The organism is Isoptericola sp. NPDC055063, from assembly GCF_053608125.1.
This window is the reverse complement of record NZ_JBSGUW010000009.1, coordinates 160,152-182,565: the sequence shown is the minus strand read 5'-3', so window position 1 is coordinate 182,565 and position 22,414 is coordinate 160,152. Positions and strand designations below refer to the sequence as shown.

Annotated in this window: 20 protein-coding genes and 1 tRNA gene; 11 read left to right on the top strand and 10 right to left on the bottom strand. The window is 73.7% G+C overall.

What is annotated here, in order from left to right; all coding sequences use genetic code 11:
- Window positions 1-11 precede the first annotated feature (11 nt).
- The 3 genes from ACWF41_RS12900 to rlmB are packed head-to-tail and all read left to right on the top strand — an operon-like array spanning window position 12 to window position 3,698.
- Entirely contained in the window at window positions 12-1,217 is a 1,206-nt protein-coding gene (locus tag ACWF41_RS12900; protein ID WP_380320707.1) for an alanine racemase, read from the top strand.
- A gap of 22 nt (window positions 1,218-1,239) precedes the next feature.
- Window positions 1,240-2,664, top strand: coding sequence for a cysteine--tRNA ligase (cysS, locus tag ACWF41_RS12895; RefSeq protein WP_380320710.1), 1,425 nt, complete (start codon window positions 1,240-1,242; stop codon window positions 2,662-2,664).
- Window positions 2,665-2,705: 41 nt separating this feature from the next.
- A complete protein-coding gene (gene rlmB / locus ACWF41_RS12890; RefSeq protein WP_380320713.1) occupies window positions 2,706-3,698 on the top strand; it encodes a 23S rRNA (guanosine(2251)-2'-O)-methyltransferase RlmB in 993 nt (330 codons plus the stop codon).
- A 52-nt stretch (window positions 3,699-3,750) separates the two neighbouring features.
- Here rlmB and ACWF41_RS12885 read toward each other — a convergent pair whose 3' ends face one another.
- The 4 genes from ACWF41_RS12885 to ACWF41_RS12870 form a co-directional block, all read right to left on the bottom strand.
- Window positions 3,751-5,052, bottom strand: a complete 1,302-nt coding sequence (locus ACWF41_RS12885; protein WP_380320716.1) for a DUF4032 domain-containing protein — start codon at window positions 5,050-5,052, stop codon at window positions 3,751-3,753.
- A gap of 97 nt (window positions 5,053-5,149) precedes the next feature.
- Window positions 5,150-6,274 (bottom strand): ABC transporter ATP-binding protein, encoded by a 1,125-nt coding sequence (locus ACWF41_RS12880; RefSeq protein WP_380320719.1) that lies wholly within the window; start codon window positions 6,272-6,274, stop codon window positions 5,150-5,152.
- Window positions 6,275-6,493: 219 nt separating this feature from the next.
- A complete protein-coding gene (gene otsB, locus ACWF41_RS12875; protein WP_380320724.1) occupies window positions 6,494-7,336 on the bottom strand; it encodes a trehalose-phosphatase in 843 nt (280 codons plus the stop codon).
- Window positions 7,337-7,377: 41 nt separating this feature from the next.
- Entirely contained in the window at window positions 7,378-8,841 is a 1,464-nt protein-coding gene (locus tag ACWF41_RS12870) for an alpha,alpha-trehalose-phosphate synthase (UDP-forming) (protein WP_380320727.1), read from the bottom strand.
- Between the two features lie 219 nt (window positions 8,842-9,060).
- Here ACWF41_RS12870 and ACWF41_RS12865 point away from each other — a divergent pair, with 219 nt between their 5' ends.
- From ACWF41_RS12865 to ACWF41_RS12855, 3 genes are all read left to right on the top strand, one after another.
- Window positions 9,061-10,989: a serine/threonine-protein kinase gene (locus ACWF41_RS12865; RefSeq protein WP_380320730.1), complete on the top strand. Its 1,929-nt coding sequence runs from the start codon at window positions 9,061-9,063 to the stop codon at window positions 10,987-10,989.
- 45 nt (window positions 10,990-11,034) lie between these two features.
- Window positions 11,035-11,925 (top strand): DsbA family protein, encoded by an 891-nt coding sequence (locus ACWF41_RS12860; RefSeq protein WP_380320733.1) that lies wholly within the window; start codon window positions 11,035-11,037, stop codon window positions 11,923-11,925.
- Between the two features lie 52 nt (window positions 11,926-11,977).
- Window positions 11,978-12,053 (top strand) — tRNA-Thr (locus tag ACWF41_RS12855).
- Between the two features lies 1 nt (window position 12,054).
- Here the strand turns inward: ACWF41_RS12855 and ACWF41_RS12850 are convergent.
- Together ACWF41_RS12850 and ACWF41_RS12845 are read right to left on the bottom strand one after the other, a co-directional pair.
- A complete protein-coding gene (locus ACWF41_RS12850; RefSeq protein WP_380320736.1) occupies window positions 12,055-12,942 on the bottom strand; it encodes an SGNH/GDSL hydrolase family protein in 888 nt (295 codons plus the stop codon).
- Between the two features lie 67 nt (window positions 12,943-13,009).
- Complete coding sequence (locus tag ACWF41_RS12845) at window positions 13,010-13,660, bottom strand: uracil-DNA glycosylase (protein ID WP_380320751.1); 651 nt, start codon at window positions 13,658-13,660, stop codon at window positions 13,010-13,012.
- A 223-nt stretch (window positions 13,661-13,883) separates the two neighbouring features.
- On the opposite strand from ACWF41_RS12845, the gene ACWF41_RS12840 reads away from it, so the two are divergent.
- The 4 genes from ACWF41_RS12840 to groL all read left to right on the top strand — a co-directional run bounded on the left by ACWF41_RS12840 (window position 13,884) and on the right by groL (window position 17,323).
- Window positions 13,884-14,237: a DUF3263 domain-containing protein gene (locus tag ACWF41_RS12840; protein ID WP_380320739.1), complete on the top strand. Its 354-nt coding sequence runs from the start codon at window positions 13,884-13,886 to the stop codon at window positions 14,235-14,237.
- A 93-nt stretch (window positions 14,238-14,330) separates the two neighbouring features.
- Window positions 14,331-14,996 (top strand): LytR C-terminal domain-containing protein, encoded by a 666-nt coding sequence (locus ACWF41_RS12835; protein WP_380320742.1) that lies wholly within the window; start codon window positions 14,331-14,333, stop codon window positions 14,994-14,996.
- 137 nt (window positions 14,997-15,133) lie between these two features.
- The gene (locus ACWF41_RS12830; RefSeq protein WP_380320745.1) at window positions 15,134-15,337 is read left to right on the top strand and encodes a cold-shock protein; all 204 of its coding nucleotides are present in this window, start codon (window positions 15,134-15,136) and stop codon (window positions 15,335-15,337) included.
- A gap of 360 nt (window positions 15,338-15,697) precedes the next feature.
- Window positions 15,698-17,323, top strand: a complete 1,626-nt coding sequence (gene groL, locus ACWF41_RS12825; RefSeq protein ID WP_380320748.1) for a chaperonin GroEL — start codon at window positions 15,698-15,700, stop codon at window positions 17,321-17,323.
- Between the two features lie 92 nt (window positions 17,324-17,415).
- Here the strand turns inward: groL and ACWF41_RS12820 are convergent, their stop codons facing one another.
- From ACWF41_RS12820 to ACWF41_RS12805, 4 genes are all read right to left on the bottom strand, one after another.
- Window positions 17,416-17,706 (bottom strand): WXG100 family type VII secretion target, encoded by a 291-nt coding sequence (locus ACWF41_RS12820; protein WP_380326641.1) that lies wholly within the window; start codon window positions 17,704-17,706, stop codon window positions 17,416-17,418.
- Window positions 17,707-17,810: 104 nt separating this feature from the next.
- Window positions 17,811-18,515: an HD domain-containing protein gene (locus tag ACWF41_RS12815; RefSeq protein ID WP_380347082.1), complete on the bottom strand. Its 705-nt coding sequence runs from the start codon at window positions 18,513-18,515 to the stop codon at window positions 17,811-17,813.
- Window positions 18,516-18,629: 114 nt separating this feature from the next.
- Window positions 18,630-20,231 carry a sensor histidine kinase gene (locus ACWF41_RS12810; RefSeq protein WP_380326635.1) on the bottom strand — a complete coding sequence of 534 codons (1,602 nt, stop codon included), beginning with the start codon at window positions 20,229-20,231 and terminating at the stop codon, window positions 18,630-18,632.
- Entirely contained in the window at window positions 20,228-20,962 is a 735-nt protein-coding gene (locus ACWF41_RS12805) for a response regulator transcription factor (RefSeq protein WP_380326632.1), read from the bottom strand. Before ACWF41_RS12805 ends, ACWF41_RS12810 begins: the two co-directional genes overlap by 4 nt.
- 106 nt (window positions 20,963-21,068) lie before the next feature.
- Here ACWF41_RS12805 and ACWF41_RS12800 point away from each other — a divergent pair, with 106 nt between their 5' ends.
- Window positions 21,069-22,307: a winged helix DNA-binding domain-containing protein gene (locus ACWF41_RS12800; protein ID WP_380326629.1), complete on the top strand. Its 1,239-nt coding sequence runs from the start codon at window positions 21,069-21,071 to the stop codon at window positions 22,305-22,307.
- The last annotated feature ends 107 nt before the right edge of the window (window positions 22,308-22,414 follow it).

Genomic DNA, 22,414 nt, shown 5'->3' with positions numbered 1-22,414 from the left:
AGCGTGCGGCCATGACCCAGACGGAGCGGCTGGCCCGCGCGACCGCGCACCTGCCGGCGCCCGTGGCGGTGGTCGACCTCGACGCCTTCGACGCCAACGCGGCGGACCTGCGCCGGCGCGCCCGCGGCGTCCCCGTGCGCGTGGCCAGCAAGTCGGTGCGGGTGCGCTCCCTGGTGGGCCGCGCCCTCGACGCCGGCTTCGAGGGCGTCATGGCGTTCTCGCTGTCCGAGGCGCTGTGGCTCGTGCAGGAGGGCACCCGTGACGTCCTCGTCGGCTACCCGACCGTCGACGCCGACGCCCTCGCCCGCCTCGCCGCCGACGTGCGCGCCCGGCGCGAGATCACCGTCATGGTCGACGACGTCGCCCAGCTCGAGCGGCTGGACGCGGCCCTGCGGTCCGCCGGGGTGCCCGCCGGCACGGACGCCGACGCGCTGCCCGACGTCGCGGTCTGCCTGGACGTGGACGCGTCGCTGCGGCTCGAGCTCGGCCCCGTCCAGGTGCACCTCGGCACCCGCCGGTCCCCGCTGCGCACCCCGGGGGACGTCGCGGAGCTCGCCCGCCGCGTCGAGGAGCTGCCCGGCGCGCGGCTGCGCGGGCTGATGTTCTACGAGGCGCAGGTCGCCGGACTGCCCGACACCAACCCCGCCGTCCGGCTCGTCAAGCGGCTCTCCGTCACCGACCTGGACCGCCGTCGCGCCGAGGTCGTCGACGCGGTGGGCGCCGCCGTCGGGCGCCGCGTGGAGCTGGTGAACTCCGGCGGCACGGGCTCGCTCGAGACGTCGTCGGCCGGCCCCGCGGTCACCGAGGTCACCGCCGGCTCCGGGCTGTTCGTGCCCGGTCTGTTCGACGGCTACCGGGCCTTCGACCCGCGCCCCGCGGCCTTCTTCGGGCTGGACGTCGTGCGCCTGCCCGCGCCGGGCTGGGCCACCGCCTTCGGGGGCGGCTACGTCGCCTCCGGCCCGTCCGGCCGGTCGCGCCTGCCGCGCGTCGCGACCGCCGGCTGGTCGCTCACCGGCACGGAGGGCGCCGGCGAGGTCATGACGCCGCTGCGCCGCCGGCCGGGCGCCCCGCCGCTGGCCGTCGGCGACCGCGTGTGGCTGCGGCACGCCAAGGCCGGCGAGCTCATGGAACGGTTCGCCGTCGTGCACCTGGTGCGCGGCGACGAGATCGTCGAGACCGTGCCGACCTACCGGGGCGAGGGGCGCACCTTCGGCTGAGGTGCGCCGGTACCCTGGACCGGTGAGCCTGCGCCTGTACGACACCGCGACGCGCGACGTGCGCGACTTCGTCCCCCTGACCCCGGGCGAGGTCGGCATCTACCTGTGTGGCGCCACCGTCCAGGCCCCGCCCCACATCGGCCACCTGCGTCCCGTGATCGCCTTCGACATCCTGCGTCGCTGGCTGGAGCGGTCGGGCCTGCGCGTCACGCTCATCCGCAACGTCACCGACATCGAGGACAAGATCCTCGCGAAGGCCGCGGCCGCCGGCGTCCCGTGGTGGGCGCACGCCGCCACGCACGAGCGGATGTTCACGAGCGCCTACGACGCGCTCGGCGTGATCCCTCCGACGTACGAGCCGCGGGCCACCGGCCACGTGCTCGACATGGCGGAGCTGATGCAGCGCCTCGTCGACCGCGGGCACGCGTACGCCACGGGCCCCGGCGACGTCTGGTTCGACGTGCGCTCCTGGCCCGCCTACGGCGAGCTCACCCGGCAGCGGCTGGAGGACCTCAACCCCGAGCCCACGGGCGACGACGCCGCGGCGTCCGCCAAGCGCGACCCGCACGACTTCGCCCTCTGGAAGGCGCCGAAGCCGGGCGAGCCCGAGACCGCGTCGTGGGACACCCCGTTCGGCCGAGGCCGTCCCGGCTGGCACCTCGAGTGCTCCGCGATGGCGCACCGCTACCTGGGCGACGCGTTCGACATCCACGGCGGCGGCCTGGACCTGCGGTTCCCGCACCACGAGAACGAGCAGGCGCAGTCGCGCGCCGCCGGGTACGGCTTCGCGCAGCGCTGGATGCACTGCGCCTGGGTCACCCAGCAGGGCGTCAAGATGAGCAAGTCGCTCGGCAACGGCCTTCTGGTCTCCGAGCTGCTCGCCCAGGCCCCCGCGCCCGTGATCCGCTACGCGCTCGCCGCCGTGCAGTACCGGTCGATGCTCGAGTGGTCGCCCGACACCCTCGACGAGGCGCGCGCCACCTGGGAGCGCCTCTCCGGGTTCGTCGAGCGGGCCACCGAGCGCGTCGGCGCGGTCACGGCGGACGAGGTGGCGAAGGCCGACCTCCCGGCGGCGTTCGTCGAGGCCATGGACGACGACCTCAACGTGCCCGCGGCGCTCGCCGTCGTGCACGAGCACCTGCGCGCCGGCAACAGCGCGCTGGCGTCGCGCGACGACGAGGCCGCCCGGGCCGAGCTCGTCGCCCTGCGCGGCATGCTCGACGTCCTGGGCCTCGACCCCGCCGACCCGCAGTGGGCCGACGGCGCGGGCGACACCAAGGCACGCTCCGCGCTCGAGTCGCTCGTCGCGGCGGAGCTCGACGCGCGCGTCGCCGCGCGGGCCGCGAAGGACTGGGCCACCGGCGACGCCATCCGCGACCGCCTCGCGGCGGCCGGGGTCGTCGTGCAGGACTCCGCCGACGGCGCCCGCTGGACGCTGACCGACTGACCGCTCGACCACCTGAGCTCGCAACCCTGAGAAGAGACACCATGGCAGGCAACACCCGGCGCCCCGGCGCCGTCCGCAAGGCGGGCAGCAAGAAGGGCGCGCAGGTCGGCACCGGCGGCCACAGCCGCAAGTCGCTCGAGGGCAAGGGCCCGACGCCGAAGGCGGAGGACCGCACCTACCACCCCGCGCACAAGCGCAAGGTGGCCGCCGAGAAGCGCGAGGCCGCGCAGTCCCAGAAGGGGGCCAGCAAGGGCGTCGTGCGCGGCACCCGCCGCCCCACGGGCGGCGCGGAGGTCGTCGCGGGCCGCAACGCCGTGCTGGAGGCGCTGCGCACCGACGTGCCCGTGACCGCGGTGCACCTGGCCGCACGGATCGACCACGACGACCGCACCCGCGAGATCCTCGAGCTGGCCTCGGCCCGGTCGGTGCAGCTGCTCGAGGTGTCGCGCACCGAGCTCGACCACCTCACCGAGGGCTCCGTGCACCAGGGCGTCGCCGCGCAGGTGCCGCCGTACGACTACGCCGACGTCGACGACCTGCTCGACGCCGCCGCGGCGGCCGGCCAGGCCCCGCTGTTCGTCGCGCTCGACGGCGTGACCGACCCGCGCAACCTCGGCGCCGTGCTGCGCTCCGCGGGCGCGTTCGGCGCGCACGGCGTCATCGTCCCGTCACGCCGCTCCGCCGGCGTCACGGCGTCGGCCTGGAAGGTGTCCGCCGGCGCCGCGGCCCGCGTGCCCGTCGCCAAGGTGACCAACCTGTCCCGCGCCCTCGCCGACCTCAAGAAGTCCGGCGCGTTCGTCGTCGGCCTCGACGCCGGCGGCGACACCGAGGTGCGCGACCTCGCCTTCGCCACGGACCCGCTGGTCCTCGTCGTCGGCTCGGAGGGCCACGGCCTCTCCCGCCTCGTCCGCGAGACGTGCGACGCCGTCGCGTCCATCCCCATCTCGTCCGACGTCGAGTCGCTGAACGCCGGCGTCGCCGCGGGCATCACGCTGTACGAGGTGGCGCAGGCCCGCCGCGCCGCCGCCGAGTGACCCACGCGCTGACGAGATCGGGACTACCTCGCGCGATCCGGTCCTGGGCGGGTCAGGTCGACAGGTGGAAGTGGTCGTCCTCGGGGGCGCCCTCGGGGCCGGTGTCGACGTCGGCGTCCTGCTCGCCCGGCGGGACGCCGAGGATGGCCTTCTCGTCGGGACGGTGGCGCAGCACGTTCTCGACGTAGGACGCCGTGGCCTCCGGCATGGGGACGTCTCGCCCGGCCTGCTCCGAGATGAACCAGCGGTGGTCGAGGATCTCGTGGAACAGCTGGGCGGGCTCCAGCTTGCGCCGCAGCTCGCGGGGGACGGCGCGGATGGTCGGCTGGAACACGTTCTGCGACCAGTCGTGCGCGACCATCTGCGGGTCGTCCTCCTGGCGGTCGCTGGCCGCCACGTAGGAGTCGAGGTCGTTGAGCAGCCGCCGGGCCTGGTTGTCCTGCACGTCGAGGCCGGTGAGGCGGAACAGGCGGCGCGAGTGGTGCCCGGCGTCGACCACCTGCGGCTGGATGCGCACGGTGGTGCCGTCGATGTCGGTGGTGATGGACAGCTCGCCCACGTCGAAGCCGAGGTCGTTGAGCCGATCGATGCGGGCCGCGACGCGCCAGCGCTCGTCGGCGCCGAACGACTCCACGCCGGTGAGGGCCTCCCACAGCTCGGCGTACCGGGCCACGAGGGCGTCGCCGATGGCGACCTCGTCCACCTCGTCGTCGAGCAGCTCGCCCGCTGCGAGGTCCATGAGCTCGCCGATGATGTTGGTGCGCGCGAGGTCGAGGTCGTACTCCCGCTGGCCGCGGGACAGCTCGCGGTGCAGGGCGCCCGTCTCGGCGTCGACCAGGTAGGCGGCGAACTGGTGGGCGTCGCGCCGGAACAGCGTGTTCGACAGCGACACGTCGCCCCAGTAGAAGCCCACGAGGTGCACGCGCACGAGCAGGACGGCGAGCGCGTCGATGAGGCGCGACGCGGTGTCGGGGCGCAGCGCCTGGCTGAACACCGCGCGGTAGGGCAGGGAGAACGCCAGGTGCTCGGTGACGAGCGCCGCCTCGAGCGGTTCCCCGGCGTCGTCGAGCCGGCCGGTGACGACGCCCACCGGCCGCACCGACGGGATCTCGAGCTTGCGCAGCTGGCGCAGCAGCTCGTACTCGCGGAACGCGACGGCCTCGCTGATCTCCTTGATGGCGAGCACGCGCCCGTCGAGGCGGACGAACCGCACGACGTGCCGCGAGATGCCGCGGGGGAGCGCGGCGAGGACGTCCGCGGGCCAGTCGGCCAGGGGGGTGCGCCACGGCAGGTCGAGCAGCGCGGAGTCCGGCGTCGCCGACGTGATCTGCAGCTGTTCGGTCTCCACGCTCATCCCCACCTCGCGAGCGCCCGCCGCGGCGACGAGCGCATGTCAGCGTAGACGAAGGGCGGGCCCGGCAGCAGCCGGACCCGCCCTCGACCTGACGCGATCAGCCCAGGCGGTTGCCCGTGGCGGCCGAGAAGACGTGCGCCTTGCCCGGCTTGATGGCGACGTGGATCGTGTCGCCCTTCATCGGGACGTCGCGCGGGTCGATGCGCACGATCACCTGGTTCTCGCCGGCACCCGAGCGGACCTCGGCGTCCTCGGCGAACTCACCGACGAGGGTGCCGTAGACGAACGCGTCGGAACCGAGCTCCTCGACGAGGTTGACGAGGACGGGGATCGCGTTGCTGTCGGACTCGGAGACGATGTCGAGCGACTCCGGGCGGAAGCCGATGGTGACCTTGCCGCCGTCGGCCTCGGTGAGCTGCGCCACGACCTCGCGCTCCAGGGGCACGCGGGCGGGGCCGACGTGCGCGACGCCCTCGTCGACCTTGAAGGTGGCGATGTTCATCGCCGGCGAGCCGATGAAGCCCGCGACGAAGACGTTGGCCGGGGTGTCGTACATCTCGCGCGGCGTGCCGACCTGCTGCAGCAGACCGCTCTTGAGGACCGCGATGCGGTCGCCCATGGTGAGGGCCTCGGTCTGGTCGTGGGTGACGTACACCGTGGTGACGCCGAGGCGGCGCTGGAGCGACGCGATCTGCGTACGGGTCTGGACGCGGAGCTTGGCGTCGAGGTTCGACAGCGGCTCGTCCATGAGGAACACCTGCGGCTGGCGCACGATCGCGCGGCCCATGGCGACACGCTGGCGCTGACCGCCGGAGAGCGCCTTCGGCTTGCGGTCCAGGTACTCGGTGAGGTCGAGGATCTTCGCGGCCTCCTCGACGCGCTGGCGGATCTCGGCCTTGGGGGTGCCGGCGATCTTCAGCGCGAAGCCCATGTTGTCCGCGACGGACATGTGGGGGTAGAGCGCGTAGTTCTGGAACACCATCGCGATGTCCCGGTCCTTCGGCTGGACGTCCGTGACGTCGCGGTCGCCGATGAGGATGCTGCCACCGTTGACGTCCTCCAGGCCGGCGAGCATGCGCAGCGAGGTGGACTTGCCGCAGCCCGACGGGCCGACGAGGACGAGGAACTCGCCGTCCTCGACGTGCAGGTTGAGCTGGTCGACGGCCGGGCGCTCGGTGCCCGGGTAGACGCGCGTCGCGTGGTCGAAAGTGACCGTAGCCATGTTGCTTCCCTCTCCACCGGCAGGTACGTGCCGGACGATCCGTTGTGGGTGGGTGCCGTTGCGCTTTCACGAAAGGCGTGTCGGCGGTGACACATTCTGTTGTCGAGCGCGCGAGCCCCTGCCCGGAGGGCCGGATCCCGGTGCGCCGCGATGATCGTACATGCCCCGGACGTGACCTTTGACACGTCCCAGGTCAGCGACCCGCGGGCCCCCCGGTGGTCAGCCGTCGAGGGCGTCGGCGAGGCGCTGGAGGAGCGCCGCCAGCGCGTCCGCGTCCGCCACGCGGTGCCCGGCGACGGTGGGCCCGGGGCCCACCTTGACGCCGAGGTCGTCCGGCCCGAGCACGGCGAACGCGGCCTCGTCCGTGGTGTCGTCGCCGGCGTAGAGGACCAGCGCGCGGACGTCGTCGGCCTCCTCCAGCTGCTCGCGCAGCCGGTCGACGGCGATCCCCTTGGAGGTGCGCACGACGGCGATCTCGACGACGTCCTTGCCGTGCATCGCGTGCAGGCCGAGCCGCTCGGCCACCGCGTCGGCGTCGGCGACTGCGGCGCGGGCGTCGTCCGGGTCGCTCAGCCGGGTGTGCAGGACGGCGGCACTGGGCTTGTCCTGCACCCAGGCGCCGCGCCGGCCGTCGACGGCGTCCTGCAGGCCCTCGCGCAGCCGCTCGAGGGCATGCTCCTGCTCGGCCGTGAGCTGGAGCGGCACCGCGTCGACGCCGTGCGCGGTGACCCGGCCGGTCTCCGCGCCGTGGCTGCCCACCAGGTAGGTGCCCGCGGGCGCCCCCGACCGGGCGGCCAGGTCTGTGAGGTTGCGGCCGGAGACCAGCGCGAGGTGCAGCTCGTCGCCGGCCCCTGCCACCGTCCGGGCCGCGATGCCGGCGAGCCGGTCCACCGCGGCCCGCGCGGCGGGCGTCATGGCCGAGGCGGACGGGTCGTCCACCAGCGGCGCCAGCGTCCCGTCGAAGTCCAGCGCGACCAGCCGCGCACAGCGGGGCGTGGCCAGGTCCGGCGGGCCCGCGAACGCGAGCGTCGCGGCGAGGGCGTCGTCGTGCGGGTCGGTCACCGATGCCCCGTCCGTCCGTGGCTCGTCCGTCCGTGGCTCGTTCACCCGTGGTTGCTCCGGGGCGGCGTGGCGCTGAGCACGCCGAGGAAGGTCTGGGACCACTTGGCGACGTCGTCGGCCATCACCTTGCGACGCAGCCGCCGCATGCGGCGACGCTGCTCGCGCGGGGGCATGTGCGCCGCCGCGACGATGGTGTCCTTCATGCCGTCGATGTCGTGCGGGTTGACCAGGAGCGGGCCGGGGGCCAGCTCGTCGGCGGCGCCCGTGAACTCGCTGAGCACCAGCACGCCCTGCTCGTCGGAGCGCGCCGCGATGTACTCCTTCGCCACGAGGTTCATGCCGTCGCGCAGGGACGTCACGAGCATGACGTCGGCCGCCAGGTACAGCGCCGCCATCTCCGCGGGCGGGTAGCTGTGGTGCAGGTAGTGGATGGCGGAGTGCCCGAGCTCGCCGAACTCGCCGTTGATCCGGCCCACGAGGACCTCGACGTGCTCCCGCAGCTCCTGGTAGGCGCCGACGTTCTCGCGGCTCGGGCTGGCCACCTGCACCAGCGTCGCGTGCTCGACGTCGAGGCGACCGTCCTGCAGCAGCTCCCCGTACGCCTTGATGCGGTGCCGGATGCCCTTGGTGTAGTCGAGGCGGTCGACGCCCAGCATCATGACCTGCGGGTTTCCCAGGTCGGCGCGGATCTCCTTGGCCCGCGCCTGCACCTCCGGCTCGCGGGCGAGCGCGTCGAAGTGGTGGGAGTCGATCGAGATCGGGAACGCGGCAGCGCGCACGTGCCGCGCCGGCCCGCCGTCCTCGTCCGCCACCGTGATGATCGGGCCGCGGGTGGTGTGCTTGGTGAGCCGCCGCACCGACCGGACGAAGTTCGACGCGTCGCCGCCGCGCTGGAACCCGATGAGGTCGGCGCCCAGCAGCCCCTCGACGATCTGCGTGCGCCACGGCAGCTGCTGGAACAGCTCGACCGCGGGGAACGGGATGTGGTCGAAGAAGCCGATGCGCAGGTCGGGCCGCAGCTCGCGGAGCATCTTCGGCACCAGCTGGAGCTGGTAGTCGTGCACCCACACGACGGCGCCCTGCGCGGCCTGGGCGGCGGCGGCCTCGGCGAACCGGCGGTTGACCCGGCGGTACGCGTCCCACCACTGCCGGTGGTACGTCGGCGGGGAGATGACGTCGTGGTACAGCGGCCAGAGGGTGTCGTTGGCGAAGCCCTCGTAGTAGCGCTCGATCTCCGGGGCGCTGAGGGTCACGGGCACCAGCAGCATGCCGTCGGCCTCGAACGGATCGTGCTCGAGGTCGGGGGCGCCGGACCAGCCCACCCAGGCGCCGTCCGCCTCCCGCATCACGGGCTCGAGGGCGGTGACCAGTCCTCCGGGCGAGCGGTGCCAGTCCACCGCTCCGTCGGCGTCGACGGTGAAGTCGACGGGGAGCCGGTTGGCGACGACGACGAGGTCGTACCCGCCGTCCCGGTGATGGCTGCTTGACGATCCTTTGGCGGTCAACGGACCTCTCTCCACGAGTTCGGTAACACTCTGTAGAACAACGCCCCCAGGGGACAGGGTACCGAGAGGGTTCTCGCCTCGCCCCGGCGCGCCACCCCGGGGAGCGCCCCCGACCCATCCGGAACCCGTCCGGAACCTGTCCGGAACCCGCCCGGGACCTGCCAGGGACCCGCGCGGCACGCCGCGCCCGGGCATGCCTGGACGACTACGGTGAGCCCCATGGGTGAGGTCGACGAGATGCAGGTCCCGGGGCGGACCCCGGTGCCGGGCCCGTCGACGGCCGCGCAGGCGGACGCCCCCGCCGTGCGACGGGCGCGTGACGGCGGTCTCGCCGAGGGCGCCGAGGTCGGCGGGTACACCGTCGTCCGGCCGCTCGGGAGCGGCGCGATGGGCGCGGTCTACGAGGCCGTCGACGGCGGCGGGAACGCCGTCGCGCTCAAGGTGCTGCACGCGCACGTCGACGCCGACCCGGCCGGCCGCGAGCGGCTGCGCCGCGAGGCGGCGTCCCTGCAGCGGCTGCGCCACCCCGCCGTCGCGCAGGTGCTGGACGCCGAGCTCGAGGGCCCGTACGCCTTCGTCGTGACCGAGCTGGTGGACGGCGTGACGCTCGAGGAGGAGGTCGACGAGCGCGGCCCGCTCGACGCCGCCGACGTCTTCTCCCTGGCGGACCAGCTCGCCGACGCGCTCGAGGCCGTGCACGACGCCGGCGTCGTGCACCGGGACCTCAAGCCGTCCAACGTGATGATCACCGCCCAGGGGCCGGTGCTGATCGACTTCGGCATCGCGCAGGGCCCGGGCGACTCGCGGACCACGTCCGCCGGCTTCGTCATGGGCACGCCCGGCTACATCGCCCCGGAGCTGCTCGACGGCGGCGCGCCCGTCGCCGAGACGGACTGGTGGAGCTGGGCCGCGCTCCTCGCGTTCGCCGCGACCGGCCGCTCGCCCTTCGGCGTGCGGCCCACCGAGCTGGTGCTGCGCCGCTCTCGCGAGGGACGGCCCGACCTGGTCGGCGTGCCCGCCCGTACCGCGCGGGCGCTCGCCGGCGCGCTCCAGGCCGACCCCGCCCTGCGCTGGGGGCCCACCGAGGTGGCGAAGGCGCTGCGGCGCGACCTCGATGACGCCCTGGACGGCGCGCCCGACCCCTGGGCCGGGCCGGACGCCACGCAGCGCATCGTGCAGGGCGCCGAGACCCAGCGCGTGTCCCTGCCCACCCAGGCCGTCGCGCCCGGCGAGGCACCCGTCCAGGCGCCCGCCTCGTACCCGCCCGCGTCGACCGGGGCCGTCCCCGCGGTCCCGCCGCCGCCCCCGCCGCCGGGAGCCACCGGCGCGGTCGCCGTCGCGCCGGCGGAGCTCGACCCGGACGACCCCACCCAGACGATGACCGCCCTCGAGCGCGACCGCCTGCAGGCGCAGGACGGCGCCACCCGCGCCATCCCCGTCGGTGACGTCCGCTACAAGGGGTACGACCAGCTGGTCGAGGAGATGCCCCTCGCCCCCGAGCCGCCCGGCCCGTACGTGCGGCCCGTGCACCCGAAGCGCTCGGGCTCCGCGTTCGCCGTCGGGCTCGTGCTCGTGGCGCTCGCCGCCACCCGGCCTCTGGTCGGCTTCGCCGCCCTCGTCGTGCTGGTGCTGCTGTGCCGCACCGTCGCGACGTCGGGCGACGCGCTGCACCGGCGCCGCGAGCACAAGGGCGTCCGCGGCTCCGACGGCGTGGTCGGCACCCTGCTGTTCCCGTGGCACGCGTTCACGGGCGTGCTCGGCGCGATCCCCGCCGTGCTCGTCGGCGCGTGCGCCGGGCTGCTGACCCTGCTGGCCGGCTGGTGGCTGTTCGGCGCGGGGCACCTCATCGTGCTGCCGCGCGGCGACCTGGAGGCGCGCTCCCAGGGCGGCATGAACGAGGCCATCGTGTTCAACGGCGTCCTCGCCGGGGTGATGGTCGTCGCGCTCCTGGCCACCTGGTTCGGCCCCGCCGGCGGCACCGCCCGCGAGGGCGGCCGCACCCTCCTGGCCCGGGTCGCGCCGGGGAAGGTCGGGGCGGCGGTGCTGGTGGGGGTCTGCCTGGCGGTCACCGTGCTCCTGATCGCCCCCGCGGTCGGGAGCCCGACCATCGACTGGTGGCCCCTGAGCGGCACGCCCGAGATGCTGTGACCCGGGCCGCACGCTGACCTGCGCCGGTCCTCGGTCGGTGCCCAGGTGGCGCAGGTAGGCTTCGCCCCGTCCGGCGCTGCCGCGCCGTCGCCCCGATCCCCCGAGGACCTCGAGGACACGATGTCGAAGAACCCGAACATGTCGAAGGCCGACCGCCGCGAGGCGGCGCGCGCCGAGGCGCTCGCGCTGCGCGAGAAGGAGCAGCAGCGCGACCGCCGCAACCGGATCATCACGCTCTCCGTGCTCGCCGTCGCGCTCGTCGCGCTCGGCGTCGTCGTGTGGATGATCCTGCAGCAGGGCGCGAAGAAGAACGTCGACGACGTCCCCCTGGCGGACGTCACGATGCCCTCGACGGCGCGGGCCGACGGCGGCATCACCGTCGGCAAGGACGGCGCGGCCGGCACGGACAACGGCGACGTGCCGGAGATCCAGGTCTACCTCGACTACATGTGCCCCATCTGCGGCGACTTCGAGCAGACGAACGCGGCCGGCATCGACGAGATGGTCGCCGCCGGCGACGCGACCGTCGTCTACCACCCGATCTCGATCCTCGACCGCGCGTCGCAGGGCACCGAGTACTCGACGCGCGCCGCCTCCGCCGCGGCCTACGTCGCGGACAAGGCGCCCGAGACGTTCCCGGCGTTCCACGCCGCGCTCTTCACCAACCAGCCGGCGGAGAACACGCCCGGCCTCTCGGACGAGGAGCTCGCCCAGTACGCCGAGCAGGCGAAGGTTCCCGCCGACGTCGCGAAGGCCATCGAGGACGGCACCGCGCGCGAGACCTTCGGCCAGTACGTGTTCTCGGCGACGAAGGAGATCCAGCAGGACCAGGGCTTCACCGGCACCCCGTACGTGCTGGTCGACGGCACCGTCGTGTCCAACTGGAACGACCCGTCCGCGCTGAAGACCGCGGTGGACGCGGCCGCCAAGGGCTGACACCCGGCGCGCGGCACGGCCTGCCCCTCCCGGTAGGCTGTGCCGCGCTCCCGCCGCCTTAGCTCAGCTGGTAGAGCTCCCGTCTTGTAAACGGAAGGTCGTCGGTTCGAATCCGACAGGCGGCTCCACTCACCCCCGCGGCGGCCACGCCGTGGGCTCGCCCCACTTCGGGGAGCGGCCGTCGCCGCTGGACGTGTGCCGGATCCGGCGCTGGACCCACGGCACGACGTGCGTGCGCGCCCACTGGGCGTTGGCGCGCGCCCGCTCCACGAAGGCCTGCGGCGGCAGCGGGTCGAGCTGGGCGGCGTAGTCCGCGTCGTCGGGCGCGAGGCCGAGGCCGACCAGCGCGGCGTCGGCGACCCGGCGGTGGCCCTCCGGGGTGAGGTGGATGCGGTCGTCGGACCACATGCGCAGGTCGAACAGCGGGTCGAGGCCCCACAGGTCCAGCACGTGCGCGCCGTGCTTGCGCGCGATGGTCCAGATGTTCGCGTTGTACTGGCCGACGCGGCCGCGGGTCCAGCTCAGTCCGGCGCCGGCCTTGAACCCCGTGCCGAGCAGCACGTCGGCGCCCGTCGCGCGGATCGCCGCGACGCCCTGCTCCAGGCGGGCGGAGAGCACGTCGACGTCGGCCTGGGGGCGCAGGATGTCGTTCCCGCCGCCGACGAAGGAGACCAGGTCCGGCTGCATCGCCAGGGCGACGTCCACCTGCTCGTCGAGGATGTGCCGCAGCAGCCGGCCGCGGATCGCGAGGTTCGCGTACTCGAAGGAGCCCGGGTCGCGGCGCGCGGCGAGGGCGTCGGCGAGGCGGTCGGCCCAGCCGCGCTGCTTCGCCGCGGACTCCGTGCCGGCGGGGGCGGGGGAGCCGTCGTCGAAGGGGTAGGGGTCCCACAGCCCCTCGGTGAACGAGTCGCCGATCGCGACGTACCGCGCCCAGGCGTGGGGTGCGGAGGGGGCGCTCGTCCCGGGGGTCGTGCCGTCAGGGTTCGGGGTGGGGGCCTGCGTGGTCACGTCCGCCATTGTGCCCCTCCGTGCGGGGCGGGTGCTCGGGGCGACGGCGCGGGGCGACGGTGCGGTGGAGCGCTGCTCAGGCCAGACGCCAGTCCACGGGCGCGCCGCCCTGAGCCTCGAGCAGCGCGTTGACCCGCGAGAACGGCCTGGACCCGAAGAAGCCGCGGTACGCGGACAGTGGGCTGGGGTGCGCGCTCTCGACGGTGGGGACGTCGCCCAGCCACGGCTTCAGCGACGCGGCGTCGCGCCCCCACAGGATCGCGACGAGGGGGCCGCCCCGCGCCACGAGGGCCTTGATCGCGGCCTCGGTGACCTGCTCCCAGCCCTTGCCGCGGTGCGACGCCGGGGAGCCGGGCCGCACCGTGAGCACGCGGTTGAGCAGCATGACGCCCTGGTCGGCCCAGGGGCGCAGGTCGCCGTTCGAGGGCGTGGGGACCCCGACGTCCTCGGCGAGCTCCGTGTAGATGTTCACCAGCGACTTGGGTACCGGCCGCACCTGAGGCTGCACCGAGAAGGACAGGCCCATCGGGTGCCCGGGCGTCGGGTACGGGTCCTGGCCGACGACGAGGACGCGCACGTCGGCCAGCGGGCGGGAGAACGCCGCGAAGATGTTCGGCCCCTCGGGCAGGTACGTGCGCCCGGCCGCGACCTCGGCCCGCAGGAAGTCGCCCATGGCGTGGATCTGCGGCTCGACGTCGGCCAGCGCCGCCGCCCAGTCGGGGGCCATGACCTGGTCGAGCGGCGGCCGCTGCTGCGTCGTCGTGCCGGGGCTGCTCGTCGTCGGGGTGTCCACGCGGCGACGCTAGCGCACCCCGCGCTGACCGCTCCCGCCCGGGGCTGTCAGGGTCAGGCGCACGTTGCGATGGTCCTGGTCCTGACAGGTCGCGGGTTCGCGGCGCGCGGGGCGACGTCGTCGGGTCAGGGGCGGGGACGCGCCATACTGGGACGCCATGAGCGAGATCCTGGTCCAGGAGGTCCAACCGGACCCGGAGGCGTCACCCGCGACGGCGGCCGGGTCCTCCACGACCTCCGCCACGACGTCGGCCGAGGGCGACCTCACCGACCGCGACCGCGAGATCCTCGCCTTCGAGCGGCAGTGGTGGAAGTACGCCGGGGCGAAGGAGCAGGCGGTGCGCGAGCTCTTCGGGCTGTCCGCCACGCGCTACTACCAGGTGCTGAACGCCCTCATCGACTCGCCCGCCGCCCTCGCGCACGACCCGATGCTCGTCAAGCGGCTGCGGCGCATGCGCTCCACGCGCCAGCGCGCCCGCTCGGCGCGGCGCCTCTCCGACGGCCAGGGCTGACGACGCGCCGCTCGACTCGGTGGCGTCGCAGGCCAGGGGATTGCTGAGAACACTCTGAACGGCGGGGCGGCCGGAACGGCTACCCTGTCCGCCGTGAGCAAGAGCCATTACTCCTACCCGCCCGACGAGTTCGACGTCCGCGGGCCCGAGGGCACTCCGGTCGGTGTGCATCGCGAGCCGCGCAGCGGGTGGAGCTCGGTGTGGCCGTTCCTGCTGGTCGCCGTGATCTTCGCCGGCATCGCCGTCGGCGTCGTGTCGTTCCTGTCCGACGGCGGCCCCAAGACCCCGCCCGCGGCGGAGCAGAGCGCCGGGGCCGGTGCCGAGGAGCCGAAGGCGAGCGAGTCGAAGGACGCCGGGAGCGAGGAGCCCCCCGCCGACGACGCGAGCGAGGACCCCGCCTCGGAGGACCCCGCGGACGGCGAGTCCGACGCGGCCACCGAGCTGCCGGGCGACCCGGCGGCGGCGAACCTCGCGGCCACGATGCTCGTGTTCAACGACGGCGCCGGCGACGGGCAGGCCGCTGCGGGGCAGAGCGCCCTCACCGCCAAGGGCTTCACCGACGTCGGCGCGGCGGACGTCCCGGACACGTTGGCCGGGCAGTACACCGAGAGCACGGTGCTGTACGGCGCGGACCGCGCGGACACCGCCAGCGCGGTCGCCGAGGCGCTCGGCGTCGACCCGGCGAACGTGCAGCAGTCGGACGAGGTCTCCGCGAGCCCCGAGGCCGTGTGGGTGGTGCTCAAGACCCCCGTCGGCTGACGGCGCCGTCCGGAATGTCGGCATCTCGGATGTCGACATTCCGGACATCGGTGCTTCCCTTGTCTCGGCCGCCGCTACTAGGCTCCCGTTCACCGCGGGGTGCCTGCCCTGCGGCCGAGCAGCACAAGGAGAAGGACATGGCCCAGGGCACCGTCAAGTGGTTCAACTCGGAGAAGGGGTACGGGTTCATCACCCCGACCGCAGGCGGGCAGGACCTGTTCGTCCACTACAGCGCCATCCAGACCGACGGCTACCGCAGCCTGGACGAGGGTCAGAGCGTCGAGTTCGAGGTCGGGCAGGGGCAGAAGGGCCCGCAGGCCGAGCAGGTCCGCCCGCTCTGACCTCGCGGGCAGGCCGGCGCGGCGGACGCCCGCGCAGGTCGCCGCACGAAAGGCCGGCGCCACCGACCGCAGGGACGCGGACGAGGCGCCGGCCTTCGTCGTGCCGGAGGGTTGCACGCCCGGTTGCACGCCCTCGGCGAACGTCTTGCACTCGCCACCCGAGAGTGCCAATAATGGGTTAGCACTCTCGGTCGTCGAGTGACAGCCGCCCCCTCGGGCGGCCTTCTCTCAGGCCGCGGGTGAAGCATTCGGGTCGTTCGGTGAGACCCTCCGCGCGTGCGTGACCTGAACGCCGCGGGGTGGGTCGTCCGTCGCGGGCGCCGTCCGGCCAACTCAGCCACCAGCGGAGGATCAGTCCCCATGGCCAAGATCATCGCGTTCGACGAGGAAGCTCGTCGGAGCATGGAGCGCGGGCTCAACCAGCTCGCCGACACCGTGAAGGTCACGCTCGGCCCCAAGGGTCGCAACGTCGTCCTGGACAAGAAGTGGGGCGCCCCCACGATCACCAACGACGGTGTCTCCATCGCCAAGGAGATCGAGCTCGACGACCCGTACGAGAAGATCGGCGCGGAGCTCGTCAAGGAGGTCGCCAAGAAGACCGACGACGTCGCGGGTGACGGCACCACCACCGCCACCGTGCTCGCCCAGGCGCTCGTGCGCGAGGGCCTGCGCGTCGTCGCCGCCGGCGCCAACCCGATCGCCGTCAAGCGCGGCATCGAGAAGGCCGTCGAGGCCGTCACCGAGCAGCTGCTCAACGCCGCGGTCGAGATCGAGACCAAGGACCAGATCGCCGCCACGGCCGCCATCTCGGCCGGCGACGCCTCCATCGGCGAACTCATCGCCGAGGCCCTCGACAAGGTGGGCAAGGAGGGCGTGATCACGGTCGAGGAGTCGAACACGTTCGGCCTCGAGCTCGAGCTCACCGAGGGCATGCGCTTCGACAAGGGCTTCCTCGCCCGCTACTTCGAGACGGACCCGGAGCGCCAGGAGGCCGTCCTCGAGGACCCGTACGTCCTGATCGTCGAGTCGAAGATCTCGAACGTCAAGGACATGCTGCCGGTGCTCGACCAGGTCATGAAGGCCGGTCGCTCGCTGCTCATCATCGCCGAGGACGTCGAGGGCGAGGCCCTGGCCACCCTCGTGCTGAACAAGATCCGCGGCACCTTCAAGTCCGTCGCCGTCAAGGCCCCGGGCTTCGGCGACCGCCGCAAGGCCATGCTGCAGGACATCGCGATCCTCACCGGCGGCCAGGTCATCACCGAGACCGTCGGCCTCAAGCTGGAGAACGCGACCCTCGACCTGCTGGGCCAGGCGCGCAAGGTCGTCGTCACCAAGGACGAGACCACGATCGTCGAGGGTGCGGGCGACGCCGAGCTCATCTCGGGCCGCGTCAACCAGATCCGCTCCGAGATCGAGAAGTCGGACTCCGACTACGACCGCGAGAAGCTCCAGGAGCGCCTCGCCAAGCTGGCCGGCGGCGTGGCCGTCATCAAGGCCGGCGCGGCCACCGAGGTGGAGCTCAAGGAGCGCAAGCACCGCATCGAGGACGCCGTCCGCAACGCCAAGGCCGCGGTCGAGGAGGGCATCGTCGCCGGTGGTGGCGTCGCGCTGATCCAGGCCGGTGCCGCCGCGTTCCCGAAGCTGGAGCTCGAGGGCGACGAGGCGACCGGTGCGCAGATCGTGCGTGCCGCGATCGACGCCCCGCTCAAGCAGATCGCCGTGAACGCCGGCCTCGAGGGCGGCGTCGTGGCGGAGAAGGTCCGCAACCTCACCTCGGGTCACGGCCTCAACGCCGCGACCGGCGTGTACGAGGACCTGCTGGCCGCCGGCGTCAACGACCCGGTCAAGGTCACGCGCTCCGCGCTGCAGAACGCCGCGTCGATCGCCGCGCTGTTCCTCACCACCGAGGCCGTCGTGGCCGACAAGCCGGAGCCGGCCGCGGCCGCCCCGGGTGGCGACGGCGGCATGGGCGGCATGGACTTCTGATCCAGCCAGCCTGAGCCGGCGCCCACGCGCCGACGCACGACGACGCCCGACCACCCCTCGCGGGGTGGTCGGGCGTCGTCGTGCATGGCGGGTCAGCGGGCGGAGAAGAGCCGGGTGGCCTGGGCCTCGGCGTCCGCGTAGGTGCGCGACGCCGACGACAGGGCCGCCGTCACGGCGTCGAGCGCCGCCTCCACCTGGGTCTGCGTGGCCTGCCACTGGCCCATGACGCCGGCGAACTGCGTCGCCGCGCCGCCGTGCCAGCTGGACTGCAGGTCCTGCAGGTGCCGCATCATCGCCCCCACCTCGGAGCGGATGGCCGCCACGGACCCGTTCACCGCCGCGCTCGCCTGCGCGACCCGCTCGCTGTCGACCTCGTACCGCACGTGTCCTCCTTCGTCGCCGTGTCCCCTGGGGGATGCCGAGGTCGACGCTACGGAGCGCGCGGAGGCCGGGCCGCCGTCCTCCACAGGCCTGTGGAGAACCGGGGTCAGGAGGCGGGCTTCTCCTCCAGCAGGCGCCGCTCCTTGAGGAGGCGGTGCAGTTCGCCGTCGAGGTTCTGCCGCGCCGGCTCCTCCCACGCCGCGCCCATCGGGCTGCGGTACAGGGACGGGCGCTGCAGCAGCTTCTGCAGCACGCGGATGCGGGCGTCGAGGTAGTCCGGCAGCGGGATGTGCGAGTACTCGGCCCGCACGTTCGCCATGTACTCCTTGTACCGCTGCGGCTCGGACGCCAGCATCGCGAGGTCGGCGTCGTTCAGCACCGCGGAGTCGACGTCGTCGGGCAACGGCTTGTGGCGGTCGATCGAGTCGACGAGCCGCGCGGTGCGCGCGACGGCGACGGCCGGCAGGCCGAGCTCCGTGAGCTGCGTGCGCGCGAGGTTCGCGCTGACGGTCGTCTGCTCGCCGCCCTGAGTCGCCTGGGCGACCTTGCGCGTCGCGTCGAAGACGGCGCCGTGGTACCAGGCCGCGAGCCGGACGAGGTCGGGCTCGTGGGTCTCCTGGGACAGCTCGTCCACGCGGTGCAGGACGTCGGCCAGGTGGCGGAGGTTGTGGAAGCGCCGGTCCGGGGCGGACCACCGCTCGAGGAGGTCCTCCCCGACGGCTCGGATCTCCGCCTCGTCGGCCGTGGCACCCGCCCCGTGGCAGGTACGGACGAACGCGGAGAGGAACCACTGGGGCGCGTCGGCGCTCATGACGCCCATCGCTATCAGACCTTCGGTCGCGGGACTCGGACTGTCCTCCTCGTCAGACTACGACCGGGCGGCGACACCGCAGCGCGGGCGTGCTCCGCCGGACCGGTATCCCGTTCAGGCGGAGGAGGACGACGCGCCATCGTAGCCGTCCGCCGCCGGGAGCAGTACTCGCACCGTCATCCCCCCGCCCGGGGTCTCGCGCACGGAGACGTGCCCCTGGTGCGCGCCGACGATCGCGGCGACGATCGCCATGCCCAGCCCGGACCCGCCGGACTCGCGGTTGCGCGACGAGTCGGCGCGGTAGAACCGCTCGAACACCCGCTTCGCCTGCTCCGGGGAGATGCCGGCGCCGTGGTCACGCACCTCGAGCACGGCCGCGCCGTCGGGTGCCCGGCCCACGGCGACCTCGGCCGGGGAGCCGGCCGGTGTGTGTCGCGCCACGTTCCCCACGAGGTTGGTGAGGACCTGGCGCAGCCGGTCGGCGTCGCCGGTCACGACGACGTCCGACGGCGGGGCCGCCCCGGCGGCCAGCCCCGTCACGTGGACCTCGCGCGTCGGATCCAGGGCGTGCAGGTCCTGAGCGGCGTCGCGGGCCATGGTCACCAGGTGCACGGGCTCGTGCCGCATCGGGCGGCCCTCGTCGAGGCGGGCGAGGACGAGGAGGTCGTTGACCAGCGTGCTCATGCGGCGCGCCGAGTCCTCGATGCGCTCCATGGTGTCGTCGACCTTGGCGGGCGTGTCGAGCGCGCCCATCCGGTACAGCTCGCCGTAGCCCTTGACCGTGGCGAGCGGCGTGCGCAGCTCGTGGCTGGCGTCGGAGACGAACCGGCGCATGCGCCGCTCCGACTCCTCCTGGGCGGAGAACGCCCGCTCGATCTGGGCCAGCATCGTGTTCAGCGACGCGGACAACGAGCCCACCTCGGTCGACGTCGGCCGCTCCGGGACGCGCTGGGACAGGTCGCCCGCGGCGATGGATGCCGCAGTCGTCTCGATCTCCCGCAGCGGCCGCAGCGAGCGATGCACCAGGACGAACGAGATCGCGCCGCCCAGCAGCACGATGCCGAGCGCCGAGAACAACAAGGAGCGCGTGAGGTAGGTGACGGTCTGCTGCACGCCGGCCAGCGGCAGCGCGACGTAGGCGGACCCCTTGGTGGAACCGTCGCTGAAGGTGAGGGGTGCCACGCGCCAGTCGGTGGGTGTGTCGCCCCCGGTTCCGTCCACCGTGAACGGTTCGCCGTGTCGTTCGCGGACCTCGGCGTAGGTCTCGGTCGGGATCTCGGGGGTCCCGTACTTCTCGATGTTCGGCGGCCACCCGATCGGGTCGCTGCTGATCTCGCCGGTCGAGTCGCGGAAGATGACGACGTAGTCGGTCGGGGGACCGGACGTGGGCGAGTCGGACTGTTGCAGCGTGAGTTTGGCCAGGCCGGTGGCCGACTGCCTGAGCTGCTGGTCGACCTGGTCGACGAGGAACCCGGACACGACCGTCCGTGTCACGACCGCGGACAGGATCAGCCCTGCCGCCAGCACCAGCACGGTGATCACGACGAGCCGCGTGCGCAGCGGCAGGCGCTCGACCCACGACCAGTGCGCGCGACCGGTCGGGCCGCCCGTGGCGGGGGCGGCCTCGCCGTCGGACGGGGGTGCGGGCGGGGCCGACCGCGGGTCGGCGGGCAGGGCCCGGCCGTCCGCCGTCGTGCCGGGGGTGGGGGACGTCATCGCGCCTGCGGCGCCCGGAGCAGGTAGCCCACGCCCCGCTTGGTGTGGATGAGGGGAGGCAGGCTGGCGTCCTCCCCGTCGGGGCCGGTGACGGTGAGGTTGTCGATCTTGCGGCGCAGGTAGGAGATGTAGGACTCGACGATGTTGGCGTCGCCGCCCCAGTCGTACTGCCACACGTGGTCGAGGATCTGCGCCTTGGACAGCACGCGACCGGCGTTGAGCATGAGGTAGCGCAGCAGCTTGAACTCGGTGGGGGAGAGGTCGATCTCCACGCCGGCGCGGCGCACCTCGTGCGAGTCCTCGTCGAGCTCCAGGTCACCGACCCGCAGGACGGCGTCGTCCTCGGGCTCGCCCGCGTGGGTGCGGCGCAGCACGGCGCGGATGCGGGCCACGACCTCCTCCAGGCTGAAGGGCTTGGTGACGTAGTCGTCCCCGCCGACGGTGAGCCCCTGCACCTTGTCCTGCGTGTCGTCGCGGGCGGTGAGGAACAGCACGGGGGTGTGCCGGCCGGTGGAGCGCATGCGGCGGGTCACGGTGAAGCCGTCCATGTCGGGCAGCATCACGTCGAGCACGACGAGGTCGGGCTCGACGTCGCGGACGAGCTGCAGCGCCCCGTTCCCGTCACCGGCGGCGTGGACCTCGAACCCGGCGAAACGCAGGGACGTGGACAGCAGCTCGCGGATGTTGGGCTCGTCGTCCACGACGACGAGACGTGCTTCGGGTGCGCTCATGACTTCAGTGTGCGACCGGGCTCTGAGCGTTGCCTGGGAACGGGCTAGGACGGTCCTGGCGCCCGGCACGGCCGCGCGTGTGGGTGGTGCGCCCCATGATGGGCGGGTGCGGATCACGGGGGAGCAGCGCCGGCGGCGCCTGGTCGTGCGGCAGCTCGCGCTCGGTGTCGACGGGCCGGGCGGGCCGGCCGCGACGACGCCCGAGGAGGTCACCCGGAGGCTCGTCGCGCTGCACGCGACGGACACGCCCAGCGTGCACCTCGCCGTGCTCGCCCGGACGCGGGGCGTCACGCTCGACGACGTGCGCGACGCGCTGTTCGAGCGGCGCAGCCTCGTCAAGGTGCTGGGGATGCGCCGCACCATGTTCGTGGTGCCGCGCGAGACCGTGCCGGTGATCCACGCCGCCGCGTCCGCGGCGGTCGGTCGCCGGCTGCGCACGCGGCTGCTCAAGGAGCTGGCGACGCTCCCCACGGACCCCGCGGTCGAGGACCCGGAGGCCCTGCTCGCGGCGGCCGAGGCGCAGGTGCACGCAGCCCTGGCCGCCGGCCCGCTCGACGGCGCCGAGCTCTCGAGAGCGGCGCCGCTGCTGCGCACCGCCTTCCTGCCCACCACGGACAAGGCCTGGGACGTGCGCCGCACCATGACGTCGCCGCTGCTGTCGGTGCTCTCCGCGGAGGGTTCCGTCGTGCGGGGCGAGCCGCGCGGGGCGTGGACGTCGCCGCGGCACGTGTGGTCGCCGATGAGCGACTGGTTCCCGGACGGCATCCCCGACCTGGACGAGGAGGCGGCGCGCGTCGAGCTCGCCCGGGCGTGGCTGGAGGCGTTCGGTCCCGCCACCGTGGCCGACCTCAGGTGGTGGACGGGGTGGAACCTCGGTCAGGCCCGGCGCGCCGTCGCGGCCCTCGACGTGCGCGACGTCGAGGTGGAGGTCGGCGTGCCGGGCGGGGACGCCGTCGTCACCGACGGCGTCATGCTGCGAGACACCGACCTGGACGCGGACCTCGACCTGGACGACGTCGTCGCCGGTCATGCCGCGCTGCTACCCACCCTGGACCCCACCACGATGGGCTGGACCGCCCGCGACTGGTACCTGGGCGCGCACCGCGACCAGCTCTTCGACAGCGCCGGCAACGCGGGCGCCACGGTGTGGTGGCAGGGGCGGATCGTCGGGCTGTGGATCGTGCGGCCCGACGGCGAGGTCGCGTGGCGGCTGCTCGAGGACGTCGGGTCGGCCGGCGAGGCCGCGGTCGCCGCCGAGGCGGAGCGGCTCGGCACGCTCCTGGCGGGCAGCACCTTCACGCCCGGGTACACGACCCCGCTCTACAAGGAACTGCTGACCACCTGAGTGTTGTGGGGGGGGGGGTGGGGGCGGCTTTTTTGTGGGAAAAAAGAGAAAAAAAAACCCCCCCAAACGGAGGGAGGAGACAAGGGGGAAACCACCCAAAAAAGGGG

Excerpts from the sequence above, each read along its gene's own strand:
- ACWF41_RS12830 (WP_380320745.1), top strand. The coding sequence starts at position 15,134 with ATGGCCCAGGGCACCGTCAAGTGGTTCAACTCGGAGAAGGGGTACGGG.
- ACWF41_RS12865 (WP_380320730.1), top strand. The coding sequence starts at position 9,061 with ATGGGTGAGGTCGACGAGATGCAGGTCCCGGGGCGGACCCCGGTGCCG.
- ACWF41_RS12885 (WP_380320716.1), bottom strand. The coding sequence starts at position 5,052 with ATGAGCGTGGAGACCGAACAGCTGCAGATCACGTCGGCGACGCCGGAC.
- ACWF41_RS12810 (WP_380326635.1), bottom strand. The coding sequence starts at position 20,231 with ATGACGTCCCCCACCCCCGGCACGACGGCGGACGGCCGGGCCCTGCCC.
- ACWF41_RS12880 (WP_380320719.1), bottom strand. The coding sequence starts at position 6,274 with ATGGCTACGGTCACTTTCGACCACGCGACGCGCGTCTACCCGGGCACC.
- rlmB (WP_380320713.1), top strand. The coding sequence starts at position 2,706 with ATGGCAGGCAACACCCGGCGCCCCGGCGCCGTCCGCAAGGCGGGCAGC.
- ACWF41_RS12840 (WP_380320739.1), top strand. The coding sequence starts at position 13,884 with ATGAGCGAGATCCTGGTCCAGGAGGTCCAACCGGACCCGGAGGCGTCA.
- ACWF41_RS12900 (WP_380320707.1), top strand. The coding sequence starts at position 12 with ATGACCCAGACGGAGCGGCTGGCCCGCGCGACCGCGCACCTGCCGGCG.
- ACWF41_RS12850 (WP_380320736.1), bottom strand. The coding sequence starts at position 12,942 with ATGGCGGACGTGACCACGCAGGCCCCCACCCCGAACCCTGACGGCACG.
- ACWF41_RS12815 (WP_380347082.1), bottom strand. The coding sequence starts at position 18,515 with ATGAGCGCCGACGCGCCCCAGTGGTTCCTCTCCGCGTTCGTCCGTACC.
- ACWF41_RS12845 (WP_380320751.1), bottom strand. The coding sequence starts at position 13,660 with ATGGCCCCCGACTGGGCGGCGGCGCTGGCCGACGTCGAGCCGCAGATC.
- ACWF41_RS12805 (WP_380326632.1), bottom strand. The coding sequence starts at position 20,962 with ATGAGCGCACCCGAAGCACGTCTCGTCGTCGTGGACGACGAGCCCAAC.
- groL (WP_380320748.1), top strand. The coding sequence starts at position 15,698 with ATGGCCAAGATCATCGCGTTCGACGAGGAAGCTCGTCGGAGCATGGAG.